The sequence below is a fragment of the Actinospica sp. genome (genome assembly GCF_035552695.1).
GTDB lineage: Bacteria > Actinomycetota > Actinomycetes > Streptomycetales > Catenulisporaceae > Actinospica.
The window spans coordinates 44,669-59,832 of sequence record NZ_DASZKT010000071.1; the positions used below are offsets into that span (position 1 = coordinate 44,669).

Genomic DNA, 15,164 nt, shown 5'->3' on the forward strand with positions numbered 1-15,164 from the left:
CGGAAAGTTAAAGAAGAGCAGCTAGATCGAAGGTTCCGAGGTAATCATCCCAGCGGGAGCTTCTCGATATGTTGACGGAAGAAAGATACCCGGCTACGCTCCCGACACGTCGGCGCCGCCGGGTTGCCCTCCGCCGCGCGACGCCACGACGCACTGCCCCTTTCCCGCACTGGTCAGCAACGACGCGACTGAGACGGAGCGGTCCATGACCGTACGCAGCTGTCGAAGATTACTTCACTCCACCCTGGTACTCGCGGTCGCCGCGGCCTCGGCGGTCCTCGCCGGACCGATCAGCGCCAGCGCGAACGCCGCCACTACGCCCACTACAACGACTGCATCCGCCGTGCCCGCCGCACCCGCGGCGAGTTCGCACCAGACTCTGGCCCAGACCCCGCTGATGGGCTGGAGCAGCTGGAGCCTGGAGTCGACGAACTATCCGGGTGTGAACCCGACCGGTGGCGCGTCCTGGCTTACCGAGGCGCACATCCTGCAGCAGGCGGACGCGCTCTCGAGCGAGTTGGAGTCCTACGGCTACAACTACCTCAACATCGACGCGGGCTGGTCGAACGGCTTCGACTCCTACGGTCGGCCGATCGCCAACCCGACGACGTTCCCCGACGGCATCGCGTACATCGCGAACTACGTGCACGCCAAGGGCCTCAAGCTCGGCATCTACCTCGCCGTCGGTCTCGCGCCCGCCGCGTACAACAACGGCAACACGCCGATCTACGGCGCGGCCGGCTGCACCACCGCCAACATCGTCTACCCGGACCTGCGGCTGACGAACGGCTGGAACAGCGCCTACAAGATCGACTACGCGAGTCCCTGCGCGCAGGACTACATCAATTCGATCGCGAACGAGTTCGCGTCCTGGGGCGTCGACTTCCTCAAGCTCGACGGCGTCGGCCCCGGCTCGAACCAGGGCGGCACCAACTACGACAACACCCCGGACGTGGCCGCGTGGTCGAGCGCCCTCAAGGCGACCGGCCGGCCGATCCAGTTCACCCTCTCCTGGTCGCTCGCGCACACCGACGCCTCGGTGTGGCAGCAGTACGCGAACGGCTGGCGGATCGACACCGACGTCGAGTGCTACTGCGGCACGCTCGTCACCTGGAACAACTCGGTCAAGCAGCGCTGGACCGACGTGGTCCAGTGGATCCCCGACGCCGGGCCGGGGCACTGGAACAACCTCGACTCGCTGGACGTCGGCGACGGCACGATGGACGGCATCACCAACGACGAACGCCAGAGCTACATGACGTTCTGGGCGATCGAGGCCGCGCCGCTGCTCGCCGGCGACGACCTGACCCAGCTCGACAGCTACGGCAGATCGCTGCTGACCAACCGTGAGGTCATCGCCGTCGACCAGGCCGGCAACCCGGCCCGGCCGGTGAGCCAGAACACGGACCAGCAGGTGTGGTACGCCCGCAACAGCGACGGCAGCTACACGGTCGCGCTGTTCAACATGGGCTCGTCCACCGCGACGGTCACCGCGAACTGGAGCGACATCGGGATCTCCGGCTCGGCGCAGGTGCGCAACCTGTGGACGAAGTCGAACGTGGGCACCGCGAACGGCAGCGTCAGCGCCAGTCTGCCCGCGCACGGCTCGGAGCTGCTGCGGATCACGCCTGCCTCGTCGACCACCGCGCCGAGCGTCCCGACCGGCGTGCACGGCACCGCCGCCACCGGCGACACCGTCTCGCTCGGCTGGAACGCCTCCAAGAACGCGACCGGCTACACGGTCGACATGGACGGTAAGGCCGTCAGCACCGTGAGCGGCACCTCCGCGGTGATCGCCGGGCTCTCGCCGAGCACCAGCCACACCTTCGCGGTCGTGGCGAACCGCTCGTACGCCAAATCCTCGGCAGCGAGCACCACGATCACCGTGACGACGACACCGGAAAGCGGGGCGACCGCGTATCCAGCGGCCGCGTCCAGCAGCGTCCTCGGCGGTAGCGCGGCGGTCTACTCCTGCTCGGGTTGCCCCGGCGGGCAGAAGGTCGGCTACCTCGGCGGCGGCGGAACGCTCACCTATCCGGACATCTCCGTACCGGTCGCAGGCACCTATCTGATGACCGTGACCTACGTGGACGGCGACACCGGACGCACATCGATCGTCACGGTCAACGGAAACTCGTTCAACCTGCCCACCGACGGCACCGGCGACAACGACTGGGCCGACACCCAGACGGTGACCGTCCCGGTGACCCTGCAGGCGGGCACCAACTCCATCGAATTCTCCAACCCCACCAACTACTCAGCCGACATCAGCCAGATCGCCCTGTAACCCGGGCGGCGCGGGAAGTCGAGAAGGAGACAGAGCCGTGGCCGGCACCATACCCCGTATCACCGCACCGAACGCGGCTCCACCCGACTCGGCCGCCCGCGCCGCACGGCGGGGCGTGCGCAAGTCCCGCCGTTCCGCGTCCAGCTCGCCCATCCACCGCAAGGACTGGCGGGTGGCCTGGTTGCTCATCGCCCCGGCGATGGTCGGATTCCTGATATTCGCCGTATATCCGCTGGTGCGCGGCGTCTATCTCAGCTTCACCACGTTCCACGTGCTCAGCCCGGCGCAGTGGACGGGGCTGGCCAACTACCGCGAGCTGATCCACGACAGCATCTTCTGGAACTCGGTCCGGGTCACGATCTACTTCGTCGTGCTGTCGGTCGGCATCGGGATCTTCTTCTCGCTGATCACCGCGGTCATCATGCACCGGCTGACCAAGTCCACCGTCATCCGGGGCATGGTCCTGCTGCCGTTCCTCATCTCCGGCGTCGTCGCGGGCCTGGTCTGGTCCTGGATGCTGCAGTCGCAGCTCGGCATCGTCAACATCTGGCTGCAGGACCTGACCGGGCACAACTTCCTGTTCCTCGGCTCGAGCGGCTGGGCGATCCCCACCGTCGCGCTGATCAACGTCTGGAAGTCGATGGGCTACAACGCCGTGCTGCTGTTCGCCGGCCTGCAGATGATCCCGCCCGACGTGTACGAGGCGGCCAGGCTCGACGGCGCCGGCGAAGTGCGGATCTTCCGCCGCATCACGGTCCCGCTGTTGCGGCCGGTGCTCGCGATGGTGGTCATCCTCACCGTCATCGGCTCGTTCCAGGTCTTCGACATCGTCCAGGTCGTCACCCCGAACGGCGGGACGGCGGACGCCTCGAACGTGCTGCCTCTGTACATCTACACGAAGGCCTTCTCGGAGTTCGACTTCGGATACGCCTCGACGATGTCCATCGCGCTCTTCGTGATGCTGCTGGCCATCACCTTCCTGCAGATGCGGATGACCCGCGCGAGCGAATCCGACCTCGCCTAAGCACCCCGAGGAGAACTGCAATGGCGATAGCCCTGACCCCGCCGCGGAGCGCCCCGCCTAACACCCGCCGCCGCCCGCTGTCGGTCGGCCGGATCCTGGCCTGGGCCTACCTGGTCGGCGTGCTGTTCATCACCATCTTCCCCTTCTACTGGGTGCTGCGCACCGCGCTGTCGAACAACTACTCGCTCGACACGCACCCGTCCTCGCTGCTGCCCACGGGCTTCACCTGGGGAGCGTTCGAGCGCGTGCTCGGCATCTCCGGCCAGTCCGCGGCGCTCGCCCAGGGCGGTTCCGGCGCGACCGTCGACATCGCCGTCTACCTCCGCAACTCGGTGATCTACGCAACCGTACTCACCGTGTGCGTGGTGCTCTGCTCGGCGCTGGCCGCGTACGCGTTCGCCCGGCTGCACTGGCGCGGACGCAACCTGATGTTCTCGATCTTCCTGTGCGCGCTGATGATCCCGGGCATCCTGACGCTGCTGCCGAACTTCGTGTTCATCAAGAACCTGGGTCTGATCAACAGCTTCGCCGGCCTGATCCTGCCGGGCGCATTGTTCTCCGCGTTCGACATCTTCTTCCTGCGGCAGTTCATGCTCGGGCTGAGCACCGAGATCGAGGAAGCGGCGATCATCGACGGCGCCGGCCGGCTCACGGTGCTGTTCCGCATCGTGCTGCCGATGACGGCCGTGCCGCTGACCACGCTGACGCTGCTCACGTTCATCAACACCTGGAACGACTACTTCTGGCCACTGCTGGTGGCCAACAACCAGAGCACCGAGCCGCTGACCCTGGGCCTGGCGCTGTTCAAGCAGGCCTCCCCGGAGACCCAGCCGGACTGGGCCGGACTGATGGCCGCCACCTGTGTCGCCGCGCTCCCGATGCTGCTCCTTTTCATGGTCTTCGGCCGACGCATCGTCAACTCGATCGGATTCTCAGGTCTTCGATGAACGACTCCGCAATCTTCGCTCAGCACCCTGCCACCGACCTGGTGCTGTCCTGGCCGGGAGCGGCCCGGCACTGGGTCGAGGCGGCCCCCGTCGGCAACGGCCGGCTCGGCGCCATGGTCTTCGGCGGCGCACGCCGCGCCCACTGGCAGATCAACGACGCCACCGTCTGGTCCGGCACGCCGGACGGGCCGGGGGACGCGCTCGCCGAGCTGCTCGCGGCCGGCGCCGGACCGGATCGGCTCGAGGAGATCCGCGCCGCGATCCGCGCCGAGGACTACCGGCTCGCCGAGCAGCTGATGCTGACCTTCGAGGGCCGGTACACGCAGGAGTACCTGGCGTTCGCCGACCTGCACGTCTCCCTGCTCGGCGACGAGCCGACCTCGCTCGGGCGCGCCCTGAACCTCGACAACGGCGTCGTCGCCGAGCGGCTCGAGGTCGACGGACGGACCGTGCGCCGCACGACCTGGGCCAGCCGGCCCGCGGGCGTGCTGTGCATCGCGCTCGAAGTCGAGGACGGCGTCGTCGACCTCGATGTCGAGCTGACTTCGCCGCTGCGTGTCGAGCGGCGCACCGCGACCGCCGTGGGCGTCGAGATCCCGGTGGACGGCGCGCCGCAGCACGAGCCGGGCGTCGCAGAATCCTTGCGCTACGCCGACGGCCCGACCGGCGACTACGACCCCTACGGCGCCGTCGCAATGTCCATAGACACCGACGGGACGCTGACCGCCGACGACGCGACGTGCGCGGTACGGGGTGCGTCGCGCGTGCTGATCACCGTCGCGAGCTCGACCAGCAACGCCGACTACTGGTTCGGCAACGAGCCGATCGGCCGCGACGCGCACGTAAGTCGTGCCGTCGGGATCGCCGAAGCCGCGATGGCGATAGGGGAGCGGCGCCTGTTCGCGGAGCACGACGCCGACCTGCGCGGCGTACTCGGCGGCACGGCCGTGACGATCGGCACGCGACACGGCGGCACGTTCGACGTCGCCGACGACGTGCTGTCCGGCAAGGACGAGCTGCTGACGGCCACCGTGATCACCCAGCTCGGGCGCTACCTGCTGGCGAGCGCGTCGCGGCCCGGCGGCGGGCCGCCGGCGAACCTGCAGGGCATCTGGAACGACAGCCTCCGGCCGCCGTGGTCGTCGAACTACACCATCAACATCAACCTCCAGATGAACTACTGGGGGGCGTGGCAGGCCGGGCTCGGCAGCTGCGACGAGCCGCTGATCGAGCTGATCGAACACCTGGCCGCCAACGGAACGCACGTCGCCCGCGAGCTCTATGCCGCGCGCGGCTGGGTCGCGCACCACAACACCGACATGTGGGGCTGGGCGCTGCCGGTCGGCATGGGGCACGGCGACACGGCCTGGGCGATCTGGATGATGGGCGGCGTCTGGCTGTGCCAGCACGTCTGGGAGCACTACGATTTCACACAGGACACTGATTTCCTGCGCGAGCGCGGCTGGCCGCTGCTGCGCGGGGCCGCGGAGTTCTGCCTCGACTGGCTCGTCGAGGGCGAGGACGGCCTGCTCGACACCATCCCGTCCACCTCGCCCGAGAACAAGTTCGTCTCCCGGCACGGCACCGAGGAGTCGCTGTCCCTCTCCACCGGCATGGACATGGCCCTGATCTGCGCACAGTTCACGCGCACGCTCGCCGCCGCAGACATCCTCGACATCGACGACGAGACCTGCGCCGAGATCCGCAGGGCGCTGCCTCGGCTGCGCCCGCCGCGAGCGACCTCCGACGGCCGGCTGCGCGAGTGGTCCGTCGACCACCGCGACGCGTACCCGCAGCACCGGCACATGTCGCACCTCGTGGCCGTCCACCCGCTCGACCAGATCGACCCGCTGTCCACGCCCGGGCTCGCCGCGGCGGCCATGGGGACGCTGGACGGGCGCGGGCCCGGCGCGATGGGCTGGTCCTGGTCCTGGAAGATCGCGCTGCGCGCGCGGCTCGGCCAGGCCAGGCAGGCGCACTCGCTACTGCTCGAGGCGACCCGCCCGTACGACGGTGACCCGACCGTGGACGCGCCGCCGGACGGCTCGAAGTGGGGCGGGCTGCTCCCGAACCTGTTCAGCACGCACCCGCCGTTCCAGATCGACGGCAACTACGGCCTGATGGCCGGCGTGCTGGAGATGCTCGTGCAGAGCCACGGCGGCTCGCTGCGCATCCTTCCGGCGCTGCCGGAGGAGTGGGCCGACGGCTCGTGCCGCGGGATCGGGTGCCGAGGCGGGCTCGCCGTGGACGTGGTCTGGCTCGGCGGAGCTCTCTCCGAGCTCACCGTGCGCCGGATCTCCGGCGACCCGGAACGGCCGGTGAGCGTGCGGTACGGCGGTCAGCTGCGCCCGATCCACGTCGCCCAGGGCAGCAGCGTGCGCCTCGGACCAACCCTCGAGGACATCTGATGCTGACCGACCTGGATGAAGCAGGCCTCTGGGAATACCGGAGCACGTATAAGCCCCCTGTCGACTTCCACGAGTTCTGGCAGCAGACTCTGGACGAGGCCGCGGACGTGCCCCTCGACGTGCGGATCGAGCCCGTCGAGACCGGCCTGCGCACCGTCGACGTCTACGACGTCACCTTCGCCGGATACGCGGGCCATCCCGTCCGCGCCTGGCTGCGGCTGCCCCGCCTGGCCCGCCTGGCCGACGAGACGGCGCTGCCCGGCATCGTCCAGTTCCACGGCTACGGCAGCGGACGCGGCCACGCGCTGGACGACCTGCTGTGGGCCAGCGCCGGATACGCGCACCTGCTGATGGACACGCGCGGCCAGGGCGGCGGCCACGCGGGAGGCGACACCGGCGACCCCGTCGGCTCCGCCGGCCCGACCCAGCCGGGCTTCCTCACCAGGGGCCTGGAGAGCCCGGAGACCTACTACTACCGCCGGGTCTTCGTCGACGCCGTCCGCGCCGTCCAGGTGCTGCGCGAGCACGCCCGGGTCGACGCGTCACGTGTCGCGGCCGTCGGCGCGAGCCAGGGCGGCGGCATCGCGCTCGCCGTCGCAGGGCTCGTACCCGACGAAGTCTCCGCGCTGCACGCACAGGCTCCGCTCCTGTGCGACATCCGGCGCGCCACGCGCATCACCGACGCCGATCCGTACCGCGAGATCGCCGCGTACCTCGGGACACACCGCACGGCCGAGACGGACGTGTTCCGCACGCTCGGCTACTTCGACGGGCTCGGGTTCGCCGCCCGAGCCACCGCCCCGGCGTGGTTCTCCACAGGTCTGATGGACGGCGTCTGCCCGCCGTCGACCGCGTTCGGGGCCTACCACGCGTACGCCGGACCAAAGCACATCAACCTTTGGACCTACAACGGCCATGACGCGGGCGGTCCAGAAGACCGAGCCGACGTCCTGTCCGCCTTCCATTCACTGTTCAAGGAGGAACAGACATCATGAGAACCCGCATTCTCGCGACGCTGGCCACGGCCGCCGCGACTGTGTTACTCGCCGGAGCGTGCTCCGGCGGCAGCAGCGGCTCATCCGGCCCCACGACAATCCACTGGTGGACCTGGGACCCGAACCAGGCGTCGGCGTATCAGCTGTGCGCGACCGCGTTCGAGAAGGCCAACCCGGGCATCACGGTGGACATCTCCCAGTACGACGTCAGCGACATGTTCACCAAGATCACCGCGGACATGGTGGCCGGCGACGCGCCCGACGCGTTCCAGGACAGCGTCCAGTACTACCCGAGCTACGCGAAGCAGGGGCAGCTGCTGCCGCTCGACTCGTACATCTCGGCGTCGAAGTACGACCTCAGCCAGTTCTCGGTCGGCGTGAGCGCGTGGAAGTTCACCGACGGCAAGCAGTACGGCCTGCCGCTGGACTGGGCCGCGACGGCGATCTACTACAACAGCGGTCTGCTGCAGAAGGCCGGGTACACCACGCAGGACGTCGACTCGCTGACCTGGAACCCGACCGACGGCGGCACGTTCCAGAAGATGATCGAGCACCTGACCGTCGACAAGAACGGCGTGCGCGGAGACCAGCCGGGCTTCAACAAGAACGCCGTGGCCGTCTACGGCATGACCGGGCTGAACGCGGACGACTTCATCGGCCAGATGACCTGGGCGGACCTGACTCCGACGACCGGCTGGACGCTCGGCAACAAGGCGGACTGGCCGACCCAGCTCAACTACAACGACCCGCGCTTCGTCCAGACGATGGACTGGATCAAGAGCCTGGCCACGGACGGCTACATCCCGCCGTTCGGCGAGTACACCCAGGCCAACGGCCAGAGCAGCGTGAGCGACACGACCCTGCTCGGCTCGGGCAAGGTGGCGCTGGCGATGGACGGCTCCTGGAGCGCGTCCACGTACGCCAAGCTGAGCGGCGTCACGACCGGGATAGCCCCGACGCCGATCGGCCCCGACGGCAAGCGCGCCGTGATGAGCAACTCGAACGGCAACAACATCTGGGCCGGCACCAAGAGCCCGGAGGACACCTGGAAGTGGGTGTCCTACATGGGCTCGGCGCAGTGCCAGACCATGGCCTCGGAGAAGAACGGTTCGTTCTTCCCCTCGATCCCGTCGTCGATGACCGCGATGAGCTCGACCCTCGCGAAGCAGGGTCTGAACCTCAGTGTGTTCACGCAGTACGAGCAGCAGAACTCGCTCTACACCGCGACGGCCTACCTCAACGGCTCGCAGCTCGGCTCGGAGCTTCAGCCGATGTTCGACCAGTTCTTCGACGGTTCGGCGGGCAACAGCATCTTCGCCAGCCTGCAGTCGAAGTCCGCCTCGATCCTCACGTCGACGAGCTGATCAGACAGCTGCCTAGACAGAGGTGTGCATCGGGCCGCCGAGCCAGGTGACCGCATCGCTCAGGGCCGCGACGAGATCCACGTCGCGGCCCTCGCGGTCGGCGTACACCCGATGCAGGTTGAGCACGATGCGCTCGGCGTCGGGCCAGTCGGCGAACTCGCCGAGCGAGGCCTCCTGCGCCGCCTCGAGCGGCTTCAGCCCGCGGGCGATCCCGTGCTCGGCGACGTCGAGCACGAAGCGGAGATACCGGCGCTGCTCCTCCAGGACGCGCGCCACGTCCGCGCCCTTCAGGACCGGTCCGTGCCCGGGCACGAGGATGCCAGGCTCGAAGGCCGCCAGCCAGTCGATCGCGGCGAGCGCGCCCGGCACCGACCCCATGAGCTCGAGCGGGGTGATCCCGGCGAACACCAGGTCCCCGGAGTAGAGCACCGCCTCGTCCGGCAGCCAGGCGATCAGATCGCCCGCCGTGTGCGCGGGCCGTCCCGGGTGCAGCAGTCGGACGTGCCGGTCACCGACATAGAGGGTCTGTGAATCCTCGATCACGACGTCCGGCAGTCGCCGTTCGACCGGCCCCCAGTCCGGCACCGGGTTCCACGCCGGCGGGCAGCCGTCGATGAGCGGATCGACCCGCAGCGCCTCGCGCATGAGCGTGTGCCCGAAAAGGACGGTCGTCGCCGGCAGCAGGCTGTTGCCGTACGTGTGATCGCCGTGCTGGTGCGTGTTGACCGCCATCCGCACCGGCGAACCGTTCACCGCCGCGTCCAGCGCGTCGAGGAATCGCCGCGTGCGCTCCGCGGTGGCGCACGTGTCGATGACCAGCACGCCATCGTCGCCGACGACCGCGCCGGCGTTGTTCACCCACCACGAGCCGTCGGGCTGCACCCACGCGTAGACGCCCGGCAGTAGTTCGGTCAGCTGAGCCGCGGCCGGCCCTGTTCGGTCGTCTGCGACGGATCCCATGGCATCTCCCATGGGCGTCACGCTACACGGCTCGGTTTACGTCCCGGTGTGCTGTGTAGCGTGCTGTGTACTGTGATCCCATGACGCCCGAAGCCAGTGACACCGCAGGTACGCGCAGTTTCGCGAACGTGACCCTGCGGACCGCGCGCCTGCTGCTGCGGCCGTGGGGCGAGGCCGACATCGACGCGATCACGGCCGTGTGCCAGGACGCGGAAATCCAGCGCTACGTGCCGATCCCGGCGCCGTACTCGCGTGCCGACGCGGAGGTGTTCGTACGCCGGGTGTTGCCCAAGGGCCGGGCGGCGGGCACCGACGTCGTGTTCGGCGCCTTCGACGCTGAGAGGGCCCTGCCGGTCGCCTCCGTCGGCCTGCACCGGATCAAGGACCTCGACGCCCCCTGCGGCGGCGTCGGCGAGATCGGCTACTGGGCCGCACCCGACGCGCGCGGCCTCGGCTACACGGCGGAGGCGGTGCGCGAGGTGTGCCGCTGGGGCTTCGACGAACTCGGCCTCGCGCGCGTCGAATGGCTCGCGATCGCCGGCAACGAGGCGTCCTGGCACGTCGTGGAGAAGCTCGGCTTCGTCCGCGAGGGCACGCTCCGCTCCCACAGCATTCAACGCGGTGTGCGCGAGGACATCTGGATCGGCTCGCTGCTGCGCGACGAGGCCAAGCTCGGCTGACGGATCAGCTCACAGAGATCAGCTCACGACGATGGTGGCGGTCCAGGACTGGCCGTTGGGCAGCGTGCTGGTCACGGTGCTCACGCCGCGGGCCCGGCCGACGACGACGCCCGGAGTCTCGTCGCGCATCGCGGTCATCACGCCGTTGTTGCCGTAGGAGAGCACCGACGTATCGGCGATCTGGACCTCGCTCCAACGCGAAGCCGAACCGGCGGGCGCTGTCAGGAAGATGTCGATGAGCTTCCCGACTCCGAGGCAGTACACGCCGGTGTCGGTCTGGGTGATGCTGCCCGCGCTGTGCGGCAGGCCGTCGGCGGCGGGCGCCTTGCAGGCCGGCAGCGCGGAGGGGCTGGAGGTGACGGTCGCCGTCGTGGCCGACGCGGGCGAGCAGCCGGCGAGCGCGAGCGGCGCGAGACAGCAGGCTGCGACGGCCAGCCATCGGTGGGTGCTGATACGTGGCGCGATCACGGCGCGGTCCTTCCGTGGTTGATGTGCACAGGAACTCCGGGTGGGCCCCGCCACCGCCCACGGTGGCGAGACCCGGTCCGGGTGAGCCGTTCCTAGTGCTGGTTGGACGCGCTCGTGTAGAAGGTGACGCAGTTGCCCGCGCCGCCGCCGAAGTTGTTGCTCCACAGCGACTGCACCGCGTAGTAGGAGCCGTTGAGGGCGATGACCGTCGACGCGCCCTGGCCGCTGGAGATCCAGGCGCACTTGTCGCCGGTCTCCTCGCCGCTGGCGTCGAGCCAGCCGTTGCCCGCCTGCGGGTCGGTCAGCGTCTCGGCGTACTCGTGGCCGCCGACGATGGTGATGCCCTCGTCGGTGGAGCTGACGCCGTTGCTCGCGGCGACGAAGCCGGAGCCGCAGGCGGAGCCGGCGTCGGTGATGTACGGCATGTTGGTGTAGGGCACGTCGGCGCCGGACGAGCTCGATGTCACGTCGTGCCAGGCGCAGTACTGCGTCTTGAAGCCGCTCGGCACCACGCCGTGCGGGGAGTCGACGATGATCTGGATGTTGTCACCGGAGACGCCGAAGTGCGCCGCGGCCTTGACCGCCTCGGCGGCCAGCTGCGCGTCCGACGGGCGGCTCGGCGCCTTGGCCGAGCTGTCCAGCCAGGTGCCCTTGAGCGGGTTGGCGGACGGGTGGCCGACCGCGCCGCCGGAACCGTTGGTGTACTGGGTCTGCGAGGTGAAGAACGTGTCACCGCTGCCGTAGGCGTGCGAGAAGAACGACGACTGGAGCGCCGCCTCGCCGGACGGGTCGTTGGTGACCGAGGACGTGCCCCACTGGCTGCCCCAGTACACGACGTAGACGGTCGGCGAGGTCACGACCGGGCCGCCGCCGTAGGCGAGGTTCCCGGAACCGCTCACCGCGGGGGTGACGGCGTGGTGCGCGGAGTGGACAGCCATCGGGTGCGAGCCGTGGGCGACGGCGGCCTGGGCGGGCGCCGCGGCCAGGGCCAGGCCCGCGCAGCCCGCGAGGGCGGCGCCGGCCAAGGTGCGTATGCGCATGCAGAAATGCCTTCCTTGATTGAAAGACGTTGTGGGTAAGAGAGGTGGTGACCTCGCTGCATATCGAATACGACGGACAAGATCAGGACAATGAGAACCGGGGAAAGTTCTGACTACCCGCGGGCAATGGATTCGGCATGGATACCCATGCGTATGGAAAATCTCTGACGCCGGGCCGATCTTGATGGCTTCTGAACGGCTCCCGAAGAAGTCGTGAACAACCGGCCCGGGAAGATGTAGAACTTCCGGTCAGCGATACCAGCTGCCGGAGAGGTGTCCGCCCCATGCGGCGAGGATCACGCCGGCACCGAGTGCGAGGACGAGCAGCGCGTAACGCAGTCCGCGTCCGCCGACGGCGCGCGCCGCGCGGCCGGGTGCGGCGTCGGCTGCCAGCAGGCGCGGCAGCCGCGGGAGATATGCGAGCACGTGCACGGTCATCAGCGCGGCCCAGCCGACGAAGATCAGCTTGTGCAGGAACACCACCTGGAAGCCGAAGTAGGTCTGCGAGGTGTGCTGGACGGCGAGTAGTACACCCGTACCGAGCACCGCGATCGTCGAGAGCACGATGAGCGGACCGATGATCCGCAGCAGCGGGTGCGGCGGCCCCTTGCGCACGTACGGCTCGTGCCGCGTGTAGTACCGGCTGAACCGATAGACCGTGGCTGCGATCTTCAGGCAGACCGGGCCGATCAGCAGGAAGCCGATCGCGTAGTGCCAGTACAGCAGCCGCCCGAGCCGCAGCAGCGTCACGCCCTCGGCGGCGAAGAGCACCAGCAGCACGGCACCGGTGAGCGCGGTGAGCCGTTCGTTGCCGTCGGGACCGCCGAGCCGCCGCGGTGCGGCGGAACGGTGGCTGCGGGGCGACGGCTCGGCGCGGGGGAGGGTCATCGATTGTTCCTGACAGGGTTCGAAGGGCGGGACGAGGCCGGAGCCGAGACTTCAAGGCGCAGTGCGAGGGCCGGGCAGGCTGCGACGGCGCGCCGCGCGTGGCGGGTCAGGGCGGCGGGGATCGGGCCGGGCGACTGTATCGGATAGCCCCACTCGTCCAGGGCCAGGTGCTCGGGGAACAGTTCGGCGCACAACCCGTGGCCGGTGCACGCGATGCGGTCGATGACGAGGCGGTGCGCGCGGCTCATCGCCAGTCACCTTCCCCGATCGGAGCCGCGGCAGGGGCCGGTAGCAGCGGCGGCGCCTGCAACGCGGCCGGGCACGGACCGGCCGACAGATGCCGGCGCACCTCATGGGCGAAGGTGTGCAGGGCCGAGGCCGCGAGCCGGGCGGCGCCGTCAGGGTGCTTACACGCCCCGCGGCCGGGGAGCAGCGCGACGTGGCGCTCCAGCCGTTCCCGGGCCGCGCGGTCGCAGCGACCGAAGGCGAGCTGTGCGAAGTCCTCGGCGGTGGCGGGCAGGCCGAAGCGGCACGGCCCGCACTGCCGGGCGCTTTGCCCGGCGAGGTATTCGAGTACGCGCGCCGTCTCGGCGAGGCCGCACGAGGTCGAGGGCAGTAGGGCCAGCACGCCGGCGCCCGGGTTCGCGCCGGCCACGGCCAGTCCCGGTCCGCTGTATTCGAGTGCTGCCGCCTGTCCCGCCGGCAGCCACGTGCCGAAGTAGCCGCCGACCAGCACGGCCTGCACATCGCGCGGCGCGCCGCCGAGCGAGACGACCTCGCGCAACGGCGTGCCGTATGCGACCTCGTACACGCCCGGAGCGGGCACCGCCCCGGCGAGGGTGACGAGCGTGCTGCCCGGGCTCTCGGCCGTGCCCCGGGAGCGGAACCAGTCCGGTCCGTAGCGCGCGATCAGCGCGAGATGCGCCAGCGTCTCGACGTTGTCGACGAGCGTCGGCAGCCCGGCCACACCGCGTTCGGCGGTGCGCGGCGGTGTCGTGGCCGGCTTGGCCTCGCCGCCGCCGAGCCAGTTCACCAGGGCCGAGGCCTCGCTGGAGACGTAGTGGTGCGGCGGCGTGCGCACCTGGATCTCGATGTGGTCGAGGCCGTGGTAGTTCCGCTCGGCGACCATCTCCCGCAACGCGCGCGCGAGCGCGACGCGGTCGTCGGCGATGCACAGATACGCCTCGGTGGCGCCGACAGCCTCGGCGGCGAGCAGGATTCCGTCGAGCACCAGGTGCGGCGCGAGGCGAAGCAGGGCTTTGTCTTTCGCCGCGGCGGGCTCGCTCTCCATGCCGTTCGCCACCACGACGCGCTCCGGGCGCTTGGCCCGCGCCACCGCGCGCAGTTTCGTCGCCGTCGGAAAGGCGGCACCCCCGCGCCCGGTCAGCCCGGCGCGCGCCGCCGCCTCGATCAGCGGATGCTCGCCGTGCTCGGCGAAGGACGGCAGACCGCCGTACCGGGCGAGGTGCTCGGGCAGGTCGGCGGCCCGGCCGGTCGCCATCCACCCGGCGAACAGCCGCTCGCCGTTCGGGCCCTCAGGTCCGCGTGGGACACGCGGCCGACGGCCGTAGCCGCGCCGCCCCGCCGCATGCGTGTCCGTCGTCATCGGCGGGACCCCACGACCCGGCCGGGCGCGAGGCGGTACAGCCGCCACAGGCCGGCGGCCACCACCGCGGCGACGCAGAGCACGTACAACGCCTGCTGCGCGCCCAGCTTCGTGTCGGTGCCGGTCTTGACCCCGTGCAAGACGGCGACCGGCCACGCCGCGTACGCCAGATAGTGCACCGCTTTCCAGCGGCGCACGCCCATCCGCAGCCGCACCGCGCTGGTCAGGGCGACGGCCAGCAGCAGGTCGAAGCCCGCCGTACCGAGCGCGACCCACGGCGTTCGGTACGGCGAGGTAAGGGGCACGAACGCGGAGATCCAGCCGATGGGGACGTAGCTGTCCGCCAGCGTCGTGCCGATGTGCACCGCGAGCACCGCGAGGCAGAGCACCGAGAGGTTGCGGTGCAGCGCGTTGACCTCGAAGCGCCCGACCGTCGTCGGCGCGTACCGCCCTGCTCCCGCGACGCCGAGCACGACGGCCGCGGTCAGCAGGATCAG

At 69.8% G+C, this 15,164-nt stretch carries 14 protein-coding genes; 7 read left to right on the forward strand and 7 right to left on the reverse strand.

From position 1 onward, the window contains the following. Window positions 1-343: 343 nt before the first annotated feature. The 6 genes from VG296_RS09870 to VG296_RS09895 are packed head-to-tail and all read left to right on the forward strand — an operon-like array spanning window position 344 to window position 9,025. Entirely contained in the window at window positions 344-2,287 is a 1,944-nt protein-coding gene (locus VG296_RS09870; RefSeq protein WP_325565323.1) for a carbohydrate-binding protein, read from the forward strand. Window positions 2,288-2,324: 37 nt separating this feature from the next. After that, complete coding sequence (locus VG296_RS09875; protein WP_325565324.1) at window positions 2,325-3,311, forward strand: sugar ABC transporter permease; 987 nt, start codon at window positions 2,325-2,327, stop codon at window positions 3,309-3,311. A 20-nt stretch (window positions 3,312-3,331) separates the two neighbouring features. Beyond that, window positions 3,332-4,258, forward strand: coding sequence for a carbohydrate ABC transporter permease (locus tag VG296_RS09880; protein WP_325565325.1), 927 nt, complete (start codon window positions 3,332-3,334; stop codon window positions 4,256-4,258). Next, on the forward strand, window positions 4,255-6,666 hold the full coding sequence (locus VG296_RS09885) for a glycosyl hydrolase family 95 catalytic domain-containing protein (RefSeq protein WP_325565326.1): 2,412 nt from the start codon (window positions 4,255-4,257) through the stop codon (window positions 6,664-6,666). The genes VG296_RS09880 and VG296_RS09885 overlap by 4 nt, the downstream gene beginning before the upstream one ends. Further along, window positions 6,666-7,661, forward strand: a complete 996-nt coding sequence (locus tag VG296_RS09890; protein WP_325565327.1) for an acetylxylan esterase — start codon at window positions 6,666-6,668, stop codon at window positions 7,659-7,661. The genes VG296_RS09885 and VG296_RS09890 overlap by 1 nt, the downstream gene beginning before the upstream one ends. Continuing rightward, window positions 7,658-9,025: a sugar ABC transporter substrate-binding protein gene (locus VG296_RS09895; RefSeq protein WP_325565328.1), complete on the forward strand. Its 1,368-nt coding sequence runs from the start codon at window positions 7,658-7,660 to the stop codon at window positions 9,023-9,025. The genes VG296_RS09890 and VG296_RS09895 overlap by 4 nt, the downstream gene beginning before the upstream one ends. Window positions 9,026-9,037: 12 nt before the next feature. On the opposite strand, the gene VG296_RS09900 is transcribed toward VG296_RS09895, so the two are convergent. Continuing rightward, window positions 9,038-9,985: an MBL fold metallo-hydrolase gene (locus VG296_RS09900; protein WP_325565329.1), complete on the reverse strand. Its 948-nt coding sequence runs from the start codon at window positions 9,983-9,985 to the stop codon at window positions 9,038-9,040. An 80-nt stretch (window positions 9,986-10,065) separates the two neighbouring features. Between VG296_RS09900 and VG296_RS09905 the strand changes: the two genes are divergently transcribed. Then, entirely contained in the window at window positions 10,066-10,665 is a 600-nt protein-coding gene (locus tag VG296_RS09905; protein ID WP_325565330.1) for a GNAT family protein, read from the forward strand. Between the two features lie 18 nt (window positions 10,666-10,683). Here the strand turns inward: VG296_RS09905 and VG296_RS09910 are convergent, their stop codons facing one another. The 6 genes from VG296_RS09910 to VG296_RS09935 form a co-directional block, all read right to left on the reverse strand. After that, entirely contained in the window at window positions 10,684-11,133 is a 450-nt protein-coding gene (locus tag VG296_RS09910; protein ID WP_325565331.1) for a hypothetical protein, read from the reverse strand. A gap of 92 nt (window positions 11,134-11,225) precedes the next feature. Next, on the reverse strand, window positions 11,226-12,173 hold the full coding sequence (locus tag VG296_RS09915) for a hypothetical protein (protein ID WP_325565332.1): 948 nt from the start codon (window positions 12,171-12,173) through the stop codon (window positions 11,226-11,228). 249 nt (window positions 12,174-12,422) lie between these two features. Beyond that, window positions 12,423-13,061, reverse strand: coding sequence for a hypothetical protein (locus tag VG296_RS09920; RefSeq protein ID WP_325565333.1), 639 nt, complete (start codon window positions 13,059-13,061; stop codon window positions 12,423-12,425). Then, entirely contained in the window at window positions 13,058-13,309 is a 252-nt protein-coding gene (locus VG296_RS09925; protein WP_325565334.1) for a ferredoxin, read from the reverse strand. Before VG296_RS09925 ends, VG296_RS09920 begins: the two co-directional genes overlap by 4 nt. Beyond that, complete coding sequence (locus VG296_RS09930; RefSeq protein ID WP_325565335.1) at window positions 13,306-14,667, reverse strand: NADH-ubiquinone oxidoreductase-F iron-sulfur binding region domain-containing protein; 1,362 nt, start codon at window positions 14,665-14,667, stop codon at window positions 13,306-13,308. Before VG296_RS09930 ends, VG296_RS09925 begins: the two co-directional genes overlap by 4 nt. Further along, on the reverse strand, window positions 14,664-15,164 hold a 501-nt coding region (locus VG296_RS09935; RefSeq protein ID WP_325565336.1), incomplete at its 5' end, for a ferric reductase-like transmembrane domain-containing protein. The genes VG296_RS09935 and VG296_RS09930, both read right to left, overlap by 4 nt.

What these genes read in the sequence shown, in the direction of transcription:
- VG296_RS09880 (WP_325565325.1), top strand. Translation starts at nt 3,332, where the DNA reads ATGGCGATAGCCCTGACCCCGCCGCGGAGCGCCCCGCCTAACACCCGC.
- VG296_RS09885 (WP_325565326.1), top strand. Translation starts at nt 4,255, where the DNA reads ATGAACGACTCCGCAATCTTCGCTCAGCACCCTGCCACCGACCTGGTG.
- VG296_RS09890 (WP_325565327.1), top strand. Translation starts at nt 6,666, where the DNA reads ATGCTGACCGACCTGGATGAAGCAGGCCTCTGGGAATACCGGAGCACG.
- VG296_RS09895 (WP_325565328.1), top strand. Translation starts at nt 7,658, where the DNA reads ATGAGAACCCGCATTCTCGCGACGCTGGCCACGGCCGCCGCGACTGTG.
- VG296_RS09900 (WP_325565329.1), bottom strand. Translation starts at nt 9,985, where the DNA reads ATGGGATCCGTCGCAGACGACCGAACAGGGCCGGCCGCGGCTCAGCTG.
- VG296_RS09905 (WP_325565330.1), top strand. Translation starts at nt 10,066, where the DNA reads ATGACGCCCGAAGCCAGTGACACCGCAGGTACGCGCAGTTTCGCGAAC.
- VG296_RS09915 (WP_325565332.1), bottom strand. Translation starts at nt 12,173, where the DNA reads ATGCGCATACGCACCTTGGCCGGCGCCGCCCTCGCGGGCTGCGCGGGC.
- VG296_RS09920 (WP_325565333.1), bottom strand. Translation starts at nt 13,061, where the DNA reads ATGACCCTCCCCCGCGCCGAGCCGTCGCCCCGCAGCCACCGTTCCGCC.
- VG296_RS09925 (WP_325565334.1), bottom strand. Translation starts at nt 13,309, where the DNA reads ATGAGCCGCGCGCACCGCCTCGTCATCGACCGCATCGCGTGCACCGGC.
- VG296_RS09930 (WP_325565335.1), bottom strand. Translation starts at nt 14,667, where the DNA reads ATGACGACGGACACGCATGCGGCGGGGCGGCGCGGCTACGGCCGTCGG.